This window comes from Streptomyces sp. NPDC040405 (genome assembly GCF_055595765.1).
Genome location: NZ_JBVIVI010000002.1, coordinates 1,064,376 through 1,086,223 on the forward strand (window position 1 = coordinate 1,064,376; position 21,848 = coordinate 1,086,223).

Annotated in this window: 10 protein-coding genes; 4 read left to right on the plus strand and 6 right to left on the minus strand. The window is 68.1% G+C overall.

The features are described from left to right. Positions 1-16 precede the first annotated feature (16 nt). The 3 genes from pglY to ACZ59A_RS12165 form a co-directional block, all read right to left on the minus strand. Complete coding sequence (pglY, locus tag ACZ59A_RS12155; RefSeq protein ID WP_470956935.1) at positions 17-3,973, minus strand: BREX-2 system ATPase PglY; 3,957 nt, start codon at positions 3,971-3,973, stop codon at positions 17-19. A gap of 290 nt (positions 3,974-4,263) precedes the next feature. Then, positions 4,264-4,467, minus strand: a complete 204-nt coding sequence (locus ACZ59A_RS12160) for a DUF397 domain-containing protein (RefSeq protein ID WP_470956938.1) — start codon at positions 4,465-4,467, stop codon at positions 4,264-4,266. Continuing rightward, positions 4,464-5,348, minus strand: a complete 885-nt coding sequence (locus ACZ59A_RS12165) for a helix-turn-helix domain-containing protein (protein ID WP_470956941.1) — start codon at positions 5,346-5,348, stop codon at positions 4,464-4,466. The genes ACZ59A_RS12160 and ACZ59A_RS12165 overlap by 4 nt, the downstream gene beginning before the upstream one ends. Positions 5,349-5,452: 104 nt before the next feature. Between ACZ59A_RS12165 and ACZ59A_RS12170 the strand changes: the two genes are divergently transcribed. Beyond that, entirely contained in the window at positions 5,453-6,196 is a 744-nt protein-coding gene (locus ACZ59A_RS12170) for an ATP-binding protein (RefSeq protein WP_470956943.1), read from the plus strand. A 3-nt stretch (positions 6,197-6,199) separates the two neighbouring features. On the opposite strand, the gene pglX (ACZ59A_RS12175) is transcribed toward ACZ59A_RS12170, so the two are convergent. The 3 genes from pglX (ACZ59A_RS12175) to pglX (ACZ59A_RS12185) all read right to left on the minus strand — a co-directional run bounded on the left by pglX (ACZ59A_RS12175) (position 6,200) and on the right by pglX (ACZ59A_RS12185) (position 18,989). Beyond that, positions 6,200-9,760: a BREX-2 system adenine-specific DNA-methyltransferase PglX gene (gene pglX / locus ACZ59A_RS12175; protein WP_470957907.1), complete on the minus strand. Its 3,561-nt coding sequence runs from the start codon at positions 9,758-9,760 to the stop codon at positions 6,200-6,202. A gap of 283 nt (positions 9,761-10,043) precedes the next feature. Then, entirely contained in the window at positions 10,044-14,780 is a 4,737-nt protein-coding gene (pglW, locus tag ACZ59A_RS12180) for a BREX system serine/threonine kinase PglW (RefSeq protein ID WP_470956946.1), read from the minus strand. Positions 14,781-15,176: 396 nt separating this feature from the next. Continuing rightward, positions 15,177-18,989 carry a BREX-2 system adenine-specific DNA-methyltransferase PglX gene (gene pglX / locus ACZ59A_RS12185; RefSeq protein WP_470956949.1) on the minus strand — a complete coding sequence of 1,271 codons (3,813 nt, stop codon included), beginning with the start codon at positions 18,987-18,989 and terminating at the stop codon, positions 15,177-15,179. A gap of 191 nt (positions 18,990-19,180) precedes the next feature. Between pglX (ACZ59A_RS12185) and ACZ59A_RS12190 the strand changes: the two genes are divergently transcribed. The 3 genes from ACZ59A_RS12190 (at position 19,181) to ACZ59A_RS12200 (ending at position 21,847) form a co-directional block, all read left to right on the plus strand. Further along, complete coding sequence (locus tag ACZ59A_RS12190) at positions 19,181-20,599, plus strand: AAA family ATPase (protein ID WP_470956951.1); 1,419 nt, start codon at positions 19,181-19,183, stop codon at positions 20,597-20,599. Then, complete coding sequence (locus ACZ59A_RS12195; protein WP_470956954.1) at positions 20,596-21,231, plus strand: hypothetical protein; 636 nt, start codon at positions 20,596-20,598, stop codon at positions 21,229-21,231. The genes ACZ59A_RS12190 and ACZ59A_RS12195 overlap by 4 nt, the downstream gene beginning before the upstream one ends. Before the next feature lie 328 nt (positions 21,232-21,559). Then, a complete protein-coding gene (locus tag ACZ59A_RS12200; protein WP_470956957.1) occupies positions 21,560-21,847 on the plus strand; it encodes a hypothetical protein in 288 nt (95 codons plus the stop codon). Position 21,848: the final 1 nt, after the last annotated feature.

Consider the following 21,848-nt stretch of genomic DNA (forward strand, 5'->3'; position numbering starts at 1 on the left):
ACCTGCCTCGTTCCGCTCATTCCACGACCCGCCAGCTGATCTCGATCGTCGCGTCGGGGTCGGTGGCCGTCAGTTCGTCCAGTTCGGCCCGGAGCTGGGCGATCACCTGGGACGCCTTGGCCCGTCCGCCGCCCGACCGGCGCGCCGCACGCGGGCCGGGGAGCGGGTGGTTGGTGGACACCGGCGGCCGGGCGGTGTCGTCGTTCAGGCTCACCGCGTCGGGCGTGGTGAGCTGGGCGGGCGGGGACACGGGGACCGGCGGGACCGTGGGCGTGGGCGGCTGCGGGCGGGCTGCCGCCTGGCTGCGTTCGATGACCGAGACGATGGACTTCCGCGCGTCCCGCAACGCGTCCTCGAGCCGCATCGTGCGCTGATCGGCGCGCGCCGCGCCGCGCAGTGCCTCCAGCACCGCCTCGCCCTGCGGCCCGTAGTTGGGCGCGAGCTTCAGCATGTCCCAGGCCGCGACGACGAGCGCGTCGGCGACGGTCTTGGCCTGCTTGATCGTGGCCCCGTAGCGGCCGGCGGACGCCTCGCCCAGCTCGAAGGTGGCGAACGTCGTGATGACCTGCTTGGCCGCCGCCGAACCCCCGACCGTGCTCTCGGAGAGGTCGCGCAGCTCCTTGAGCAGGTCGCGGGCGCGGCGGGCGAGGGTCAGCCTGCCCGTCGCGGACTCGTCGGCGCCGTCCAGGCCGAGCAGCTTCGCGTGCTTCTCCAGCTCCTCGACCAGCGTGTCCACATGCGGCTTGTAGTCGCGGGCCTTGGCCGTGATCTGCCGGGCGAAGTGGCTGACCAGTCGGCCCCGCCGCAGCTTCGGGGGCTGCTCGCCGAAGATGTCCCAGAACCGGCGCCCCGCCTCCTCCCAGACCGCCTCGTCCGGCAGCGGCTGGGAGCGCAGACCGTCCTGGGGCTTGATGGCCGACAGTTCGGGCGCGGGGTCGAGCAGCGACCCGGCGCGCACCCACACCCGGTCGTCCATCTCCGCGTACGAGGCGATGACCAGGTTGACGAGGAACGCGTCGAGGCCCATCGGCTCGGGCCGGTCGATCCACTCGGCCAGCTTGACCACGCTCAGATCGCCCGGACCGCCGTCGGTACGGGCCTGCAGGTTGAAGTGGTCCACCCAGCGGCTGGAGGGCCGGAAGTAGACCTCTCCCTGCTGGCCGAGCCCGAGGGGCGCGGCGATCCGCCGCATCAGGGGCCGGTCCTTCGAGGGAACCTCGACCTGCCGCTCGGCGGATTCCGCCGCCGCCCGGATGTGCCCGAACACGGTACGGGCCTGCGCGGGCGTGACCGCCGTGTTGGTGCCGTCGGGGTCGAGGTCGGGGTGCGCGGGGAACTGGTGCGCCAGCAGCTTCTTCGCGATGTGCCGCGCCCCGTCGGACAGGCTCTGGCCGATGGAGACCTTGAGGTCGGAAACGTCACGCAGCGATGCGAAGTGGTCATCGAAGGACACATCGACGTCGGACGCCTTCTTGTCCGCGCAGCCGTACGCCTGCTTGAAGGCCGCCGTCACGGTCTTGATCAGGGACTCCCGCTGCTCTTCGAGAAGCACCCTGGCCCGCGCCCGGTTGTCGGCGTTGAGGTGCTGGGCGTAGTGGGTGTCGAAGCGCCGCTGGTCGGCCAGCGCGTAGTCGATGACGACCAGCTTCTGGAAGTCCTTGTAGCGGGGGGCCGACAGGTAGGTGGGGATCCAGCCCACGGTGCGGGTCCCCGTACCGGACTGCTCGCGTAGCGTGCGCAGCCGGTTGACCGCCTCGACGGAACCGTGTTCGCTCTCCTGGTACGGCAGGTCGATGACCAGCCGCCACAGCCCGTCCTGGCTCGGCGAGAACTCGTGGTCGGGCAGGTTCTCCTGGTCGTTGACATCGCCGATGACGACTTCCGCCGTGCGGTTCGAGCCGCGCCAGACGAGCGCCAGATCGTCCGCGCTGCCCAGCCGCTCGTGCACCTCCAGGCCCAGTTCCTTGGCCAGGAGCCGCCGGGCCAGGGCCCGGCGGTTGGAGCGGTTGTTGTTCACGTTCGCGTTGGCGATGACGGAGTCGACGTCCACCCCGGCCAGTTCGAGCCGCACGCCGGGGTTGAGCTTGGTGCCGGTCGACTTGATCTCCACGAAGTGGGTGGCCCACTCGTCGACCTTCGCCTTGATCATCCCGACCTCCGCCCCGGGAATGGGGGAGAGGACCGAGCCGTGGTTGAGCGCGCCGAGCCGCCGGATGGTGAGGTCGCGGAGGGCGGGCACGCCGGGGGCGAGGGCGGACAGCAGCAGCGTGCACATCAGCCGGTTGTCGCCGACGAAGCCCCGGCAGCGTTCGAGGAGCTGCTGGTCGGTGATGGTCTCGCGGCGGTGCTGGTAGCGCTCGACGTCCTCCTCGGTGATTTCGTACGTCCCGAGGAGGTGCGGCCGCAGCTTGGTCCGGTACAGCTTGTCGGCGACCTTGAACTCCACCTTCAGGCTGTCCACGAACGGCCTGTCGCCGCCGTCTGCGATGACGGGGTAGAGGTCGCCGAGGGGGATCAGGTTCTCCAGCGTCGCGTCGTCGCGGTGGTTGGCGAGGAGCTGGCCCATGAGCTTGAGGCCGGTGCGGGACCGCTGGAGGGCGGAGGAGATGTGGACGAGGGTGTCCATGAAGGCGGGGGAGAAGGGGTACGTCAGCCGGAACGACTCCTCGTCGGCCCCGGTCGTGATCTCGTCCGAGCCGAGCAGTACGTCCCAGATCTGCGGCCCCACGCGCTTGACCTTCGCGAAGGCGGCCTCCAGCTTGGCGGCGGCTTCCGCGTCCTTGGGCGTGAGGAGGCGCGCGTGGGCGATCTGGGGGAGGTTGCGGTCCTCGAGGGTGATCTTGTCGAAGCGGCCGGAGGCGAGGTTGAGGCTGTCCTGGATCGCGGTCTCGGCCGCGCCGGAGGTCTCCTCGCCGACGAGTTCACGCAGGTCGCGCTGGCGGGCGATGAACGACACGATCGGGATGGCGCGGCGGGAGTCGGCGCCCTCCACGAAGTTGGTGATCTTGTCGGTTTCGCGGGAGACGAACTTCTGGTCGTGGATGCGGTTCGCGAGCCAGAGGATCAGCTCGTCCAGGAAGAGGATCAGTCCGTCGTAGCCGAGCGACTTCGCATGCTCGGCGATGACGGCGAGGCCGGCGTCGAGGGAGATGAACCCGTGCTCGTCCTCGGCCGCGTGCCGGGCGAAGCCGGGGAACCAGGTCATGCTCGCGTCGTGAACCAGCTTCGCGCGTAGCTCGGCCGGGGTGCTGGGGTTGACGAGGTTGAGGTTCACCTCGCCGCCGTCCAGCTCCTCGGCGGCGAGTGCGGCGTCCAGGAGTTCCGGCGTCCAGGTGAACGGATCGCCCCACTCGTCGTCGTCCTCGTCGTCGGCGCTGGCGCCGGGGGTGGGGGCGTCGGCGAGCCCCGCGATGAAGGCTTCGTCGCCGACGCGGTGGCGGTGGGAGCGGATGTCCTCGAAGAGCGAGTCCGTCCGGTACACCTGCGGGGTCGGGGCGTCCTTGTGCTGGGGCAGGGACTTGACGTGGCTGACGTAGCCGCCGAGGACGCGCTGCTCCAGCGACTTCGCGCCGAGCATGTGGTAGGGGACGAGCAGGAACCGCTTGCCGTCGGCGCCCAGCCACTCGTGCTTGGTCAGCACGGGGTCGAAGTCCCCGCGGCTACGGACGGCAGCGTCGCCCCGGAGGAGGGCGTGGAGCACGGCCATGAAGTGGGACTTACCGGAACCGAAGGAGCCGTGGAGATAGGCGGCCTTCGAGGTGTGCCCGTCGAGGGATGCCTTGATGAGGCTGAGGGCCTCGTCGAAGTTCTCCAGGAGCCGTTCGGTGACGACGTAGTCCCGCAGCGCGCGGGCCGCCCCTTCCTCGGTGACGGCCTCGGCGAGCTTCAGCACGAAGTCGGAGGTGGAGATCGACGTCTTGATGTCGATGACGTCGCGGAGGAGAGGTGCCGTGCCGGTGGCGTTCGGGGCCATCTGTGTCTCGCTTCTCCTGGTTCCTGCGTCCTGGGTGCGCGTGAGCGCGTGGGCTGGACAGCAGGGTCTCCCCCCCCTGACCCGGGGCGGCGACGGTTACGGATGGTCTCCGCGCGGCCCCGGTGTGTTGTCGTCAGTCGTCGTGCGACGGCTGTGGCCCGTCCACGATCGTAACGGTTTGTGTAAAGGGGAGAACCGCTGCGCGGGGCGGGCCGGGGTGGAGTGACCGGTGGGGGAGGGACTACAGGTTGTCGAAGTCCCCGGCCGTCATTCCGGCCTTTTGGCCCGGCTCAGCGCAGGTGCGTGACGAATGCGGCCCAGGCCGCCCGGCTGACGCGTATGACGGGACCGGCGGGGTGCTTGCTGTCGCGGACGTGGACGAGGTGGGAGAGGTTGTCCGCGACCTCGACGCACTCATTGTTGCCACCGCTGTACGTGCTCCTGCGCCATCTCGCACCTGGCAGGTCCGGTGCTATGTGGTGTGCGCTCTTCATGATCTGTGCTCCTTGGCCCGGCGACGGATGATGCCACGGGACTCCATCGGAGAGAGCGCAGACGTGCGTGCGGCGCCGAAGAGGTCTTGGTAACGGGAGACCTCGGCCTCCTGCTCGAACCAGATGGAGCCGGTTGGGTTGTCCGCCAGCACGACGTCGAGTGCACTCTCCTCGGGGAAACCCAGCACTACGTACGGCCCGAACATACTCGCATGTGCTCCGCGCGAGAACGGCAGCACCTGGATGGTCACGTTGGGGTTCTCGGAGAGGTCCAGCAGGCGCTGGAGCTGCGCCTTCATCACCTCGGCTCCGCCAACTTGTTGGAGGAGCACGGCCTCTGACAGAACCGCCCAGACATGCAAGGCGGAGTCGCCAGTGAGGCGTTCCTGCCGGGCGAGCCGCACTCGGACGAACGCTTCGATCTCGTCTGCGGTCTGCCACTGCTGGGAAGCAACGGTCACGGCCCGGATGTACTCGGGGATCTGGAGCAGACCGGGGACGAGTTGCGCCTGGAACGTGTGGATAGAGCTGGCCATGGCCTCCAGAGCGATGTAGTCGCGGTAGGTATCGGCGAGCACCGAGCCGTACTGGTTCCACCAGCCCTGCCTACGTCGGCGATTGGCCTTGCGCGCCAGCGCAGCCAGTCGTCCTCTCACCTCGGCATCAGTCACGCCGTACGCCTGCAGCATCGCCGTCAGATCCGGCAATCGCACCGCTACGCGTCCGTTTTCGATGCGGCTGATCTTGCCTTTTGTGCAGTCGAGGGCCTCGGCGGCTTGGGCGGTGGTGAGACCTGACGCGTCTCGTAACCGCTTCAGCTCATCGCCAAGTTGGCGGCCGAGAACGGTCGACGGGTTCGGGCTGGTGCTTTTCGCAGGCATGCGTACAGCTCTAGCAAAACAGCGGCCCCGGCGGGCTGAGCTTAACTCGAAAGGGGGAAATTTGACATCATTCCAGTTGGCAACGTTGCAGATTCGTGTGGTGCATGGCCATTCTGCTGGGCACGGACATCGGCGTCCTGCGGCTGTCGGCCATGGGATTCCGGGCGAACTTGGACCTCATGGGGGCCGTCATGGCTGCACCGAACGAAGTCACCTTCCGGCTGTCCCGGCGTCGCAGTAGCGTCCGAAGGGCGCGGGCCTTGCTGTACGCAGCACTCGGCAGTTGGGGAGTCGAACAAGACGCTGTGGAGACAGGGGAGTTAGTTCTGTCCGAGTTGGTGACCAACGCGCTGCGGGTGCGAGTACCGCGTGACCGGCTGGTGGGCGTACGGATCGCTTGGCTGATGGAAGAGGGCATGCTGCGCCTGGAGGTCAGCGACGCAGGAGAAGGGAAGCCCGAGGTGCGGGCGCCCGGTGAGGACGACACGGGCGGGCGGGGGCTCATGCTCGTGGAGGCGTTGGCTGATCGTTGGGGTTTCGAGCAACGTGCGTGCGGGATTGGAAAAACCGTCTGGGCCGAGCTGCAGGCCCCGGACCGGGTTCCTGAACACGACGGAGCTGAGATCGCTGCGGCAGCGGTCCGCCCGGGTCAGTGCGTACGGGTGTGGGGCGCTTGGCGGACGGTCCGAAGCGTGGGTACTGAGCGTTCTGCGTCCGGCGACGGGTGCACTGTCGTGCTTGAGCTGGACGACGGCCCCGCGCTGCGGGTCGACCCCACCGCGCCGTTGACCGTACGAGACGCCGCTGTGTCCTCCCCGCGCAAAGGCGGGGAGGACACAGCGGGATAGTGATCAGCCCTTGGCCGAGCGCCGGCCACGAGTGGCCGGGGCAGGCCGCCAGGCCCGCAGGTCGTCATCGGTCAGGTCGTGTTCGCCTTGCTGGGTGGCGCGGTAGCCCGCGAAGAAGGCTGCGGGAGAGCTGCCGTAGAGCGGGTCGAAGTCGTTGTGCCACTGGTCGAGCCACGGCTGTAGTTCGAGCAGCCCCGCGAGCAGCGGTGTCATCTCTTCGGAGGACAGCCCGTCGTGGTTGGTGAAGTACGTGGCGAGCGCCTGCGCCTGCTCTCGATGGTCCCAGCCCGCCCAGCCGAACAGCTTCGGCGTCCCAGAGATCGCCCCGGTCGCATACGAGATGAACCGTTCCTTGGGCACGTCCAGCTTGCCCCGGGCCCGCCAGTAGGACGGCTTGAGGAAGTCGGCCGAGGTGTACTTCGGCGGCACCGGGATGGTGTCCCGGATCTTCCGCTTGGCGGGCTCGTCCGGGGCGGCGTCTTCCTTCCGCTGGAGATCCCAGACGTGCTCCCAGTCTTCGCGCTTCTTAAGGCCGCTGGGCTTGTAGCGGAGCGCAGGGAGGAACGGCACGTGCTCCTCGGTGAGGAGGTCGGCGACGACGGTCGCCAGCTCTGTGCGCGGGGCGTACAGCTCCGCGACGGACACGAAATCCTCATCGAGGGACAGCGCGGAGGTGAGCTGGCCGAGGGTGAGGATGGTCGGCTGCCCGTCCGGGAACCACAGCTCACGGTTCTCCATCCGGTTCAGCAACCAACTCTTGAGCGCACGCTCCTGGAGGACATCCCAACCCTCGGTTGCCCAGCGACGCTTGTATTCAGGGCGCTCGATCATCCCGATGGCTCGGGACGTCTCGATGACATCGATGCGCTTCTGGACGACGGCCTTGTAAGCGTCGGACCAGTGGTCGGGCAGCTCAGTGATGGGAGTGGAGCCGTGCCGCTTAAACCACTCGTCGGATGCCTCCCCCTTCTTCATACGCCGGGCGAGCACGATCTCAAAGGCGCGCTCACCGAGGGAAAGTGCTGGGACTTCCGCTTCGGGGGTACGTAGATCTTCCGAGTGCAACTTATACAGAGAGTAAACCTGCCAGTCCAGCTCTTCTTGGAGCGCGATCATCCGAGTACGAATGGACTCCCACTTGCCTTGGGCTTCGCTTAGGGATGCGGCAGTGGGGGCGGGGTACTCAGTCCTGGTAAGTGCCGCAGGGATCGTGGCAGCAAGTTCCTGCGCGCAGTTCTCGAGAGAAGTCGCAAGTACCGTCGGGTAAGTCGACGGTAGGGGGAATCGTTCCAGATTTGTTCCGTTGAATTGATAGCTCCAAGACCACGGTTGATCCGATTGGCCCCCGCCAGATTCTGGGCTTCCGCCCTTCTTGTGGCAGTTCATCTTGAGCCAGAAGCAAGCAGCCGAGCTGTTAAGGAGTCCCAGTAGCTTGAGGTGCGCCTCCTCGCTGGCCTCATCCTGAAGCTTGATCACAGGTGCTGTTTGCTTAAATACGCTTCCGCCTCGATCCAGCACGAAGTGATTGTGCGTGGAAACTTCAGCGAAGCTGATGGACAGGGGTGTCCGGTAGGCGGAAGCGGTGAACTGCATATAATCCCACCACTTCAGGCCAGCATCTTCCATGTCGCCTTGGAAGGTGCGTCGCGCTTCGAGTACGCGCCGCAGGGACCAGAGTTCGACTTCGAGGTCGCCAGGACCAAGCTGCTCAGCGTATGGAAACCAGATTGCTTCATGCGGTTGTGCGCTCCAGTCGCGCACGATTTCGCCGACCATTAGGGGGCGAAGGGCGCGTCGGTCCGCCACCGTACGATAGCTGGAGCGCCTAGGGCGAATATAAGCTTCATCGGCACCAGCCCGAATGCCTCGACCAATTGGCGGTTCGATGGCACCCTTCAGGGGCGATACTCTTGCTTTGTCTAGCTGTTCGACCATTTCGAGCCCGCCGTCAGCCAGCATCCAAGGCTGCTTCGAGAAGTAGCGATCGCGATCGAGATCGTCCACCGAAATCCACTGATCGGTTGAACCAGGCTTATCGATCTGATCTACGATTGCTCTCCATACGAGACCATCCTCGCCATTTTCTGGCGCTCCCGGCTCGCCTTGAATGCTACGAGCGGTGCGAATTGTTGGATTGCGTCCATGTCCGGATCGTCGTCGACCCACAAGGATGACCGTAGGTGTTCCGTGGCCCGGGATGAACGCTCCCGAAGTGTCAACGACTTCGGTCAATTCGACCTTGTGTGCGAAATATTCTTCAATCAGTTTATTTCCGAACTCGCGTTTCATGAAGGAGTTCGCGGTGATTTGACCAACCAATCCGTAACCGCAGCCATCTGGTTCCCCTGTTTTGGCTAGCTGGAAGAATCGCTCGGCGAAGGGAACAGACAGTGCGTAGGTTCCAGCACAGGAAGCGTACAGACTCCGATACAACTCGTTCAGTTTTTTGTCCTTGACCGTGATGTAGGGCGGGTTCCCCACCACCACGTCGTACCGCCCCTGTTCCAGAATCCCCGGATACTCGTGCACGTCCTCCGTCGCGTACGAGAACTCCGCCAGCGGATCCCCGGACTCCTCACCCAGCAGCGTCAACTCAAGCTGCCGCGCCTTGATCAGTGAGTCGCCCACCGCCAGGTGAATCGGCCAGTCGTACCTGCCCGCCTGCGCCAGCCTCCGCACACCCGCCGCCGCCATCCCCGCAACCAGCAGCCGGAACCGCGCAATCGCCACCGCGAACGGGTTGATGTCCACCCCGTGCACCGCGTTCAGCGCATCCCGCACTCGCTCGTGCACATCCCGCCCCGGCTCTCGCTCCGTAAACAGCCGGACCATCCGCCGAAACGCACCCAGCACGAAGTGCCCCGACCCGCACGTCGGGTCGATCATCTTCAGCTCGCCGAACTTGCCGCCCAGCTCCCGCACCACCGGGTCCATCGTCCGGTCGAGGATGAACTCCTCCACGAACTCCGGCGTCTGAAGCAGCGCATACGTCTTCCGCGCCGACTCCGACAGCCACTGGTATAGGTCACCCAGGAACCGGGTGTCCCACCCCTTCGTGGGGTCGTTCTCATCCAACGGGTCGGTGAAGTCGTGAACCAGCCGGTCCCCGTCCTCCCCCTCACCCCGCTCACGCCAGAACTCCACCAGCGCCCGAGCCGCATCATGCGACAACGGAATCTGGTACAGCGGATTGCGCCGCTTGTCGAACAGCAGCTTCCCGGCCTGCCCCCCGCCCAGTTCCTCGAACGCCCGCTCCAGCCACCCGCGATACGTCGGGTCCGGGTTCTCCTCCACGTACTGCGCGTACCGGGCCTCCGCCAGGTCCCGACGCTCCGCGTCCGGGCCCGTCAGAAACGGCTCCTCAATCAGCCGGTTGTCCTCACAGAACCGCACGAACACCGTGCCCAGCACCCACGCCACCGCGACCTGCGTGACCCGTTCGTCCAGCCACGCGTTCCACGTCGCCGCCGTACGACCCAGCTTCCGCGCCTCGTCGTACTCCGTCCGGAGCCGCCCCGCGACCGCGTCCGCCGCCCGCACTCGCTCCACGCGGTCCGCCGACAACTCACCCTCAGCCGAACCCGAACCCGAACCCAAACGCGCATCCAGCCACGCACTCCACCTCGGGGTCGCCGGATCCGCCTTGCTCGCCTTCTCGAACTCCTGCCGCAGCGGTTTGAGGACCGACTCCCCGTCCTTGACCTGCTTGGCGAGATCCACCTCGATCGCCTTGACCTGCTTGATCAGGTCCGTCCGCAGCGCTGGAGCGTCAATCACGTCGTCACATCTCCCGTGTTCCCCGTTGTCCCCAATGTGCCCATCGCTCCGGCGGCTCCCGCCCCCGCCGCTAGCCGTCCCCCGGCGAGCCCGCGCGCGCCGCCAACGCCTCCGCCCGGTGGGCGTTGGCCACCCACGACTCGGGCAACTCGATCCATTCTCCCAGCCCGGACTGGTACGGCACAGCAACCGCGCCCAGCCTCGGCGGTCGGGCCGGGTCGCTCTGCGGGCACAGCAGCCACAGCCCGCGCCCGCCGTCCCGCGCCGCGTCGGCGAGTCGTTCCAGGACCGCCATCGCGTCGTACCGCGCGAACGCGCCCGCGTCCGTCAGCAGCACAGGAGACCCCGAGCCCGACCCCCGTGCCCCTGACACCAGCTCCCGCAGCCGGGGCTCCACCGTGCCCCAGCTCGTCCGCGCGTACTCACCGAACCGCATCGCCGCCTTCGAACCCGGCTCCGCCGCGTCCGCGCGCAGGATGGTCTCCCACGTCGGCTTCGGCCGCGGGTCCACCTGCTCGTGCAGGGCCCGCACGAACAGGTCGGTCACCGACACCGCCTCCGCGCCGAAGCGGTCCGACGTCAGCTCGCACACCGCGCGGCCGGCCAGCCCCGTCCGTACTGTCAGCACCCGGAAGCCGTCCCGCGGGGCCGAGGCCAGCAGCCGCTCCTCGGCCACCGCCGCGCCCGCGAGCTGCGGGTCGTCGGAGTAGCGGTGCGCGGTGAGGACGCCGGTGGCCTGGCGGGCGGCGTCCGACGACAGGTACGTGGACTGGCCGTCCCGCTGGCGCGGGATGTAGCGCAGCGTCCCGTGGCCCTCGCGGGTCTTCAGCTCCAGGTCGAACCCGGCCTCCCGCAGTGCCCGCGTCAGCGGCCCGTCCGTCGGCAGCGCGTGCCCGCGCCGCTCGTTGAGCAGCTCGGGGAAACGGGCCCGTACCCGTTCGTGGATGTCCTTGGCCGTGAGCCCCGGCTGCCGCTCGTCCGGCATGCCGGGGATGCGCGGCACCAGACCCGCCTGGGTGAGGCGCAGCGCCCGTACGAGCGGCAGATCGCGGGGGTAGATCTCCAGGCGGGGGGTCGCGGCGGCCCGGCGGGAGGCGGCGGCGGCGATCTCGACGATGCGCCGCTCGTCCCATTCCACGGCCGGGCTCGGAGGCGCGATGGTGCCCAGCTCGGCCAGGACCGTGGCCGCCGTCGGCAGGGTGTCGAGCTTCGCCAGCCGGTCGGCGGCCTTGCCCAGACGCTGGGCGTAGTGGAGCAGACCGGGCCCGGACGGGGTCTCGGGCGCGTCGTCGGGGACGACCTCCAGGGCCAGGAGCCCCGCGCCCATGCCCTCGTCGGCCGCGTCACGGTTCGGCGCGTGCTGGAACTCGGCCTCGTCGGGGACGAGTTGCTCGACCTCGACCACCGCGCGTACGGCGGCCAGCGCGAGCGCCCGGCGCTGCTCGCGCTCGGGGAGCTGGGTGCCGCGCCGCACCGCCAGGGCGTCGGCGATCTCCGCCGCGGAGGCGACCCGGCCCAGGTCGCGCAGCAGATCGAGGATCTCGGCGCGCAGCACCCGTACCGCCGGTTGTTTCTTCCAGCGGGTGCGCTGGTTCTTCAGCATCTGCGGGATGCGGCCGGCCGACAGCCCGAGCGCGCTCGCCACGTCCTTCTGCTTGGGCCAGACGCCGATGTCGGGCAGGGTGCCCCGCTCGTCGGGGAGCCGGAGCAGCAGCCGCACCATCTCGCACTCGTTGCGGTTCGCCTCGTCCTTCTTCAACTCCGGTACGAAGATGGTGGCGAGGGTGTCCAGGGTGACCCTGCGCAGGGCGCGTTCGGGCAGGCCCTCCGCGTCGCCGTTCTCCGCGATCGCGGTCGCGAGGGCTGCCTCCGCGACCGACAGTTCCTCCTTGGCGTCCTTGCGCCCCTCGGGGGTGAGTGGGGCGGCGGGCTGTTCGGCGAGCCGCTGCCGCCACTCCTTGATGCGGCGGAGGACTTCCTTACGGGTCTTGGCGCCCAGGCCGGGCGCGTTGACGAGCTGATGGCGGCTGTAGTCGAGCAGACCACCGACGTCGTTGACGTGCAGCCCGTAGACGAAGGACTGGGCGGCCGGGCTGAGGCCCGAGGCCGAGATGGGGGTTTCGCGGTCGGCCTCGGCAGCCAGCCGGTCGCGCTGCTGCTCTGCGCTCTCCTCCTCGGCTTCCGGGATCGGGGCTTCCTGGGCCTCCGCAGGCGTCTCCCCGGAGCCGCCCGTACCGCCGCCCGTACCGCCCGTACCGCTCGCGCTGCCCGGCGCGGCGGTGGGCTGACGGGAGCGGCGCGACGACGGCTTCGCCTCGTCCATGGCCAGGAAGATCTTCTTCCAGGCGTCCCGCATCGGCTTGAGATCGGGGTAGCGCCGAGCTGCGTCCCGGTGCAGGGCCTTGCGGAAGAAGTCGACGAGGCCGTCCTGCACCGCCGGATCGAACGCATCGGCCGCGATCTTCGGGTACGGCTCCTTCTTGGCATCGGTCTGGCGGGGCGAGACCCGGCCGTCGCCCCAGACGGGAAGCTCCCGGGACGCCATCTCGTGCAGGGTGACCGCCAGGGCGTACCGCTCGGCGTGCCCGTCGTACACCGAACGCTCGGTGAGCGTGCCGATGAACGGATCCAGATAGCCGTCCGTCCCGGCCCCGGTCTCCTGCACCGGATAAGCGGCCAGCGAGAAGTCGATGAGCACCAGCTCACGGGTGCGGTTGGGGCGGATGCGGATGGCGATGTTGTCCGGCTTGATGTCGCGGTGCCACACGCCCTCGCCCTCGAGGAAGTCCACCGCGCCGAACAGGTAGTCGCCGTACGCCTCGAGCTGGTCCACGGACAGGCGGCCGAACTCCCGGAGCTGGCGGGCGACGGTCTCCTCGCGCCGCCTGCTCCTGCGCTCCCCGGGCCCGGCCGGTTCGCCGTCCTCGGCCTCGCGCTCGTTCCCGACGTACTCCATGACGAGGACGGTGCGGCCGCCGATGCGCTGCGGCTCCGGCTCGACGAGGCGGATGATCCGCGAATCGGGGCGCAGCCGTCCCATGATCTCGGCTTCGCGGGCGAGCATCTCGCCCTTGCTGTCCGAGTTGGCGACCTTCAGCACCGCGAGGGTCTTGGAGAAGCGCACCTCGGGGCCCGCCGTCAGGTCCCGTACGAGGAACGCGCGGCTGGTCGACCCCGTACCGAGGCGGCGCCTGACCTCCCAGCGGCCTGCCAGCACATCGCCCGCGACCGCTTCCAGCGGGTCCTTCTCGGGCTGGGCCGGCCGTGCGGGCTCCGCGGGGGCGGGTTCGGTCAGGTCCGCCTCGACGACCTCCAGCATCTCCAGGAAGTCGTCCACCGAGTCCAGGCGGTGGTCGACGTGGTAGGCGGTGGCCGCCTGCACCAGCTCGTCGACATACCCCGACAGGCCGTCCACCACGGCGCTCGGCCGGAGCCCCTCGCCCGCCTCGTACCGGGCCAGCAGCTCGGCCTGGCTGGCGGCCGGGGCCTTGCCGGTGGCCAGCAGGTAGGTGAGGACGCCGAGGCCGTAGATGTCCAGCGCCACGGGGTCGGCCTTCAGCGCGGTCAACTCGGGGGCGAGGTACGGGTCCGCGCCCTCCGCGAGATGGGCGCCGGCGCGCGAGAGCGTGGTCGGCGCGAACCGCTCACCACTGCTCGGCGTGCCGGACCCCGGGCCGCGCTGGACGGCGACCTGCCAGTCCGAGATCTGCAGATACGGGGCGAGCCAGGCCGCCTCCTCGCCGTTCCCGTTCCCGTTGCTGTGCGCGTTTCCGTCCGCGCCCGCCGCCTGCTTCCGGGGGCGGGGCATGACGTGGATGGCGCGGGCCGCGAGCGTGCGGTGGTAGATCCGGCGGCCGTGCGCCGAGCGCACGGTCTCGGCGAGCTGCCGGACCAGCGCCATGCGGCTGAGGATGTCCAGCTTCTCGCCGTACTGCGCCAGATACTCGTCCAGGCGCAGCGTCCGCGGATCGAAGTCGAAGATCAGCGCGGGGCCCGCCGAGTGCCCGGACGGGTCGTACTGCTTCAGATAGACGACACCGGGGTGCTGGAAGCGCCGCAGCACCGCGGCCTCGCGCCGCGCCGCCCGGTCCACCGAGGCCCGCAGCTCGGCGTCCGAACCGCGCTCCCGCAGGTAGACGCGGATACGGGCGGCCTCGGGCAGCTCGCTGTGCCGGGCCAGGTAGTCCGCCCAGGTCGGCCCCGAGTCGAAGGACTTCCGGTGCAGCAGGTACGGGCCGACTTTGTACTCGGCGTCGCTCCGGCCGATGCCCACCCGCTCCAGGGCCGACTTGATGCGGCGCGACCGCGACCGGTCGATCCGGCGGTGCTCGTCGCGCGGGGGCTGGGCCAGCATCTGTGTGAGCTGGTGGACGGTGTGGAGGCCGTGCTGGTCGTGGGCGGGCAGCCGGTTCTTCAACGAGGAGTCGGTGAAGCAGACGGCCTCCGACACCCACACCCGCTCGCCCTCCTGGGCCAGAAGGCCGGCCAGCTCCTTGGCCTTCTTGTTGGCCAGGTGGAGCGGGTTGCCGTGGGTGATCTGCCGTCCGCTGGGCTGGGTCTGGAGCCAGGTGCCGTTGCGGGACTCGACCGAGCCGTGCCAGTCCTTCAGCTCGATCAGATACACGCCGCCGGGGGCGACGACGAGCAGGTCCACTTCCCTGACGTGGCCGGTGTGCGCGGTGAAGGTGAAGTTCGACCAGGCCCGCCACGGATCGTTGTCGGGGAGCTTCTCCCGGATGGCCTCCAGCCCCCGGCGCTCGTGCTGGAACTCGGATTCGGTGACCGTGACCCACCGGCCGTCCCGCATGCGCCATCCCCGCTTCGTGTTCACGTCGATCTGTACTGATTGCGGCTGCTCGGCAGCAATATCCCCGGCACAGATCGTAACTGTTGCCAGGACGGTCCGGGAGCTTCGCGGCATTCGCCGGAGCTGGGGCACCCCCATCCCGTGGCGTGCGATGGGATCCGGTCTCGGGGCAGGGTTTGAGACTGCGCCCCCGCCAGAGGCTCGCATTGGACATGCCCCCGCGAGTCAGCTTCTCCTATCAGGGGACGGATCTGTCGTCCCATGCGTGTCGGATCATCTGGCGGTCCGCCAACGCGCCCGCACCCGCCCATCACAAGGACCCAGGTCGGCGGCGCCACGGGGGTACCTGGGTGGGGTACTCGGAGGCATTCTCAGCTTAGCTCGGTGGAAGCCGGCTCAGGGGAGCCACCGTCTGGCTTGAGCACGGCTGACGCGCGCCGCGTCGACGTACCACAAGCGACTCTGTGCGTCCCAGTGTGCGTGGAGCTGTTCCTTCGCCGTGTCCTTCTCGTCGTAAGGAACCTGGAGATAGAGCCGACCGTCCACGACATCGCCGGGTGAAATGCTCTTGCGTGACTCTCTGCGGGGCCGCCAGGCAGCCACGTCGTGCCTGCTGAGTCCGTAAGCTGTCCGCAGATCGTCCAGGCGCTGTTGGAATTCCTCGGCGCTTTGGGCTTCCCACTGGCGGACCCACGGGAGCAGTTCCTGAACGCCTGCGAGGAGGGGAGTGAGTTGGTACACGGTCCAGTCGGGCCGCTGGCAGAGCTCACTCGTCAGATCCAGCAGGACGTGCACGCGGTCCGTCTCGCTCCAGCCGGACCAGCCGAGCAGCAGAGAGCCGTCTTCGGCGGCGCCTTCAGGATAGGAGAGGAAGCGCTCCCGGGGGATATCAAGGCCGCCTCGACGCGACCAGTAGGAAATACGACGAAAATCGTGCGCACTGAACTTGGGCGGGACCGGGATCCCGAGCGCCTCGCCCGTCCTGTCCTCGCTCCGCTGGAGTTCCCAGACCTGTTCCCACTGGGCGCGCTTACGCAGCCCCGACTCCTTGTATCGCAGCGCTGAGACGCAGGGCACGTGCTCGCTGGCCAGGACCGCCGCCAGCACGTCACCGAGAGTCGCGTCCCGCATCCCCAGGTGATCTGCCGCGTAGAGGGCAGCGACGGAACGCAGGTCGGCGTCGTCACCGAGTTCCTGAGCGAGTTGGCCCGCAGTCCGGGGACGCGGGCGGGCAGCACCGCTCCCGCGGTCGAACCACAGCCGCTCGTCCTCACAGCGGTCGAGCAGCCAGGAGCGCAAGGCTTGTGCCTCGCGCCTTTCCCAAGGCTCCGAAAACCACCGCCGCTTGTACTCCGGGCGCTCGACGAGAGTGATGACCGGGTGCGATTCGATGGCGTCAATCCTGGCCCGCACGATTTCCCGATAGGCGGTCGGCCAGTGCGACGGAATCTCGGTGATGGGTGCCGCATCGCTTTCCGTGAACCAACGGTCTCTCGTGAACCAGGAGTCCGCTGCTTCTTCGGCGCGCACTTTGCGTGCCAGCACGATTTCGAAGGCACGCTCACCTGGCCGCAGCGGAGGCGGCGCGGAACCAGGAGGCATGGCCAGGCGGGTTTGATCACCGGCGGAGAGCAGTCCGTAGGAGCCGTAGACCTCCCAGTCCAGTTCTTCCTGATGGGCGATCATCTGGTGACGCAGCTCCTCCTGAGAAGATCGCGCCATATCCAGGGCCTCCCGGTCGGGCGGGCGTTCATCCGCGCACATGGCGCTCGGCTCATGGGCATCGAGGCGGAGCCCGAGGGCGTGCAGCGCCCGTGCGTGGCCGAGGGGGGCGTCGGCGGGCAGCGGAAACCGGGAAAAGGATGTCGTCGCGAAGGTGCAGGACCGTGCCCATTCCTCGCCCGGCAGCGGAATGCCCAGCCCGTCGGATCCGGTACTGGAGTTGACCTGCTTGAGCCAGAAGCAGGCCGTCGACGAGTTGAGGATTCCCAGAAGGGCGACGTACTCCTCCTCGTCCGCGGTTGAGGGCAGCCGCAGGACCGGAGCGGTTCGGCTGAATGCCTTTCCGTCCTCCTCCAGCGCGAAGTGGTTGTGTGAGGCCACATACGCGAACGTGATGGCTGGCCCTTTTACCCCACCGCGCGGCCAGCGCCTCCAGGCCCACCAGTGCCGGGTCCGTGACGGCTGGTGCGACCCGGGTGCCGCCCGCAGAACCTGCCGCATCGTCCAGAGATGGCGTCCCCACGAGGTGGTGAGGTCCGGGAGGAGCGGCGAGCCGTCCGCGTCATAGGGGGCCAGGACCTCCGTCGCCGTACCCGCACGCCAATCCCGTACGGCCTCGCCCGTGACCAGGCGGCGGCCCAGTGCGGCCGAGTCCGGATGCCTGCTGAACCAGGGCCGGCCGAGAGCGAAGACGTCTTGCTGCCCTGGATCGGTGACGACGCCGACCGGGGCGGCGAGAACGTCGGTCAACTGCCGCGGCGCTCGGGAGAGCGCGTCCATGAGGTCCGCTCCTCCTCCACCCGTGAGAGTCCACGGGAAGCGGTGGAAGCGCTGACGGGGTTCGTCCTGGACACTTACCCACTCAGAGGTGCTGCCGGGCCGCCCCGCTTGGCCGAGGATCGCCTGCCACACGAACCCTTGGGCTGGATCCGCCGGCCGCATCGGTTCTCCGTGCACGCCGAGGACTGTCCGCACGGGCATGTCAGGCATGCCTGGATCATTGCGCCCGACCAAGATCAGAGTTGGGGTTCGATGGCCTGGTACGAAGACTCCTGAGGTGTCGATGACGTGCGTGAGCCGGACACGTGGAAAGAATTCCTCGATCAGCTTTTCGCCGAAATTGCGTTGCGTGAACGAACTCGATGTGTACATTCCGACGTAGCCGCCGTGCTGTCCGTCGGCTTTTCGTGCCGCGAGCTGGAACATGCGCTCGGTGAAGAAATTGGAAAGAGGGGGTGTCCCTGTGGCCGATGAGTAAGCGTCGCGGTATGCCGCGCTCATCATCTTGTCGCGCGCCAAGATAAAGGGCGGCTCTCCTAGTACGGCATGGTAGGAGAAACGGCTCAAAAGGTTGCAGCGTTCGGAAAATTCTCGGATATGCCGGACTGTTCCGCCACCTTCATCCTCCGTCTCGGGGAAAAGATGCGGCGGTGTCTCCTCGGGCGCACCGGCTCCCTCCAGCAAGGCGTCGCCCACCGCTACGTTGATGATGTGGCCGGGGGTCTGGTCCAGGGTCCCCGCGCCACTCTCCCGGGTGGCAGCGAGCAGTAGCCTGAAGCGCGTGATGCTGACGGCGAACGGATTGAGGTCGCAGCCGTGGACGGACTCCAGCGATCGCAAGATCAGCTCATGGTTCGCGGTTTTGGGTTCCGCCAATCGCCACGCGGTCAGTAGCCGTTGGAAGACTCCGAGCGGAAACTCCCCCGATCCGCATGCCGGATCGATACTACGGAACCCCTTGAGGCCGAACTCCGCGACAGCCGGGTCAACGACGAGGTCGAGAACGAAGTCCGCGATGAACTCAGGCGTTCGGATGAGCCCGTAGCTCTTCCGCGCGGCCTCGCTGATGTCCTGGTACAGATCCCCCAGGAAGCGTGTGTCGAGTTCAGGATCGGTGAAGTCGAAACGGACCGAGCCGTCCTTCTCGCGTCGTCGCCAGAACGCCACCAGCGCGGCCGCGGCCTCAGGGGAGGGCGATAGCTCCCCGAGCGGGCCGTGCTCCATATCGAAGATGCGGGACATCGCCTCGTGCGAACGAGCCAGGTGTATGAACGCTTCCAGCAACCAGTCCCGGTCGTTCTTCTCCGGGTACTTCGCGCCATAGGCTTCGTGCCGCTCTTCCGCCTCCACCGAGCGGTCTCCAGGCCCCGTGAGAAACGGTTGGCGGATTAGTCTGTTGTCCTCGCAGAAGCGCACGAATACCGTGCCCAGAACCCACGCGACAGCGGCCTGCGTGATGCGCTCATTCCGCCAAGCTCCGTACGTGCTTGCCGTACGGGAGGACGTCCTCGCATGTTCGTACGCGCTCTTCAGACGGGCGCGAAACCGCTCAACGTTGTCGCTGCGCTCACGGAGGTCGTCCTCCATCGCCAGAACCTGCTTGCGCAGGTGAGGAATGAGCCCAGCCCTGTCCAGCGAGGACGTCCCTGCATCAGCTCCGCCAGTCGGAGGCACAGCGGCGACCTCTCCTCCGTACATCGTCAACATTCACGATCCACTGTCCTGTCGGATACATCCTGCCAGCTCTCGGGTCCGACAGCCCGGATCGCCGACCGTCGTCGGCCGGTGTGCACGACCCGTCACGGCTTGGGCCCTATCATTCCTGTGCGTGCCGGTCTGAGCACAGCCGGGCACCGCTGTGTCAGGGTGAGGTCGGGCTGGATGATCAAGGGGGACACATGCTGACACGGCTTGAAGTCGATGGCTTCAAGAACCTTCTGGATCTCAGGGTCGAGTTCGGCCCGTTCACCTGCATCGCGGGCGAGAACGGCACGGGGAAGTCGAACGTCTTCGACGCGATCCAGTTCCTCAGCCTGCTCGCCGACCACTCCATGATCGAGGCTGCCCAGGGAGTCCGTGGAACCCACGGCGAGCTGCACGGCGACGCGCGCGACCTGTTCTGGAACGGTTACGCGGCCGGCGAGCACATGATGACGTTCGCCGCGGAGATGATCGTCCCGGGTGAGGTGGAGGACGATTTCGGCCGCCTGGCCGAGCCGACGTCCACGTTCCTCCGCTACGAGCTCCGGCTCGGGTACCAGCCGCCGCGCGGCGGGGAGCGGGGCGGCAGACTGACGCTGCGGTCCGAGGACCTGATCCAGATCCGACCGCGTGACGCCGGATCACATCTGCGGTTCTCGCACAGTGCCAAAGGTTTCCGGAACGCCGTGGTCCGCGGACGCCGGTCGCCCGCGCCCTACATCTCCACGACACTCGATACCGGTGACGCCGTCGTCCGTATCCACGCTGACGGAGGCCGTAGAGGTCAGCCGCGTCCCGCACCCGCGAGCCGGGCCCCGCGGACCATGCTGTCCACGATCAACGAAAATGACGATCCGACCATCCTGGCGGCGCGGCGTGAGATGCAGTCCTGGCGGCGGCTGGCGCTTGAACCCTCTGCACTGCGCACCGCCGACCCCTATACGGACCCCGACGAGATGCAGCCCGACGGCCGACATCTGCCGCGGTACCTGGACCGGATCGCCCGGGAGAAGTCGCCGGACGACCCTGCTCGGATCTACTCGCGCGTGGCGGGGCGCCTCTCGGACCTGTCGGGGCTGCATGTCCGCACACTGGATGTAGAGGCCGACGGCACGCGCGAGTTGCTGACGATCAAGCTTCACGAGATCGACGGCATGGTGCTGCCCGCCCGTAGCTTGTCCGAGGGGACTCTGCGCTTCCTGGCCCTGTGCGTCCTCCTGGAGGACCCGCGGGCAGGCGGTCTGATGTGCATGGAAGAGCCGGAGAACGGCATCCACCCGGCCAACCTCTTCGCGATGGTGAGCCTGGTGCGTGACCTGGCGGCGGACGCCACCGAGCAGGTTGATGAGGAGGACAACCCGTTCCGGCAGGTTCTCATCAACACCCACTCGCCGGGGGTCGTGGAGCTGGTCGGCGCGGCGGATCTGCTGATCGCCGACACCTCGACCGTTCCCGAGGCCGGTGGCAGGACGGCACGCAGTTTGCGTCTGCGCCCCCTGGCCGACACCTGGCGCGCCGGCGGTGCCGAGAAGGGGTACGGCACCAAGGCCGACATCCTCGCGTACCTCACGACTCCGCCACAGGCCCGGCTGACCCTCGAGGGGAGCGACTCGTGACCGTGCGCGCCCTCTACCTTTGCGAAGGGTCCAGCGACACGGGCCTGCGCTTCCACATCGAGGCGATCGCCGCAGAGACGGGCCGGGAGGTGCTCGTGACGGTTCCCGACCTCAATCGCCTGCCCGACAAGCCTGGCCACTCGGTCAAGGACAAGCTCCGAGCCGCACAGCATCTCAGCGATGGCGGGCACCCGTACGACCTCGTCGTCATCCACCGCGATTCGGACGGCCACCCCGCGGATGTTCGCCGCAGAGAGATCGCCGAAGCGGTGGCCCAAGTAAGCCCAGGCCTGGCACACGTACCGGTGATCCCCGTGCGAATGCTGGAAGCGTGGCTGGTGCTCGACCATGCCGCGATCCGCGAAGTGGCAGGAAATCCCAACGGCAAAGTGGCACTTGACCTGCCGAAGGCGACCCGGGTCGAATCGGAGTCCAATCCCAAGGCTTTGCTCAAACAAGCGCTCGCCACGGCAAGCGAAGAGAAGGGCCGCGGTCTGAAGAAGCTCCAGGCACGCTTCCCGGAGAATCGCGCGCGACTCCTGCAGATGCTGGATCGCGAAGGGCCTGTCAAGCAGCTCGCGTCATGGCAGTCGTTCACATACGACTTGCACGAGGCGTTAGGCAACGCTTGACCGGCACCCACTCGGGCTCCTGCGCTGAAGTGGAGTAGGGGCGAGACGCATGTGGGGCTCCCGTAGGTTGGAGGAGGCCACCCGGCCGCAGAGCGTCGCTCTCGTACTGGCGTCGCTCACCCGGTAGCGCGCGGCGCCACAACGACGAGTTGGCTCAGGACCGTCACACGGTCACCGCGGCCGGATTCACCGCCCGTCACCTCGCTGCGGCGGACGGTCTGCACTCTCCCCTCCGCCGCCGTCTCGGCCTGCACCTGCCGCCCGCATGCACGAAATGGTCTCGGGCGAGCCGTTGTTCACTCACGACTCGCCGCTTCTCATACCCGGGATGCACGGCGAGGCCCAGCCCACCCCGCTGCGCCAACTCGTACCGGACGTCCCCGCCGCCTTCGAATCCCTCGTTCTCGAACTGCTCGACAAGGACCCCGGCGACCGGCCCGCGCACCCGGGTGAGGTCTACCGTCGGCCGGCCGCCAGGCTGCCCGTTCCCGACCTGCCGGAGAACACTCTGCGGCCGTGGACGGAGGTCGATCCGGCCCGGCCCTTCCGGTACCCGAGGGGGCCCGACGCCCGCCCTGTCCGCCGGTGGCCGAACGAGGCGGGCGGTATGCCCTGAC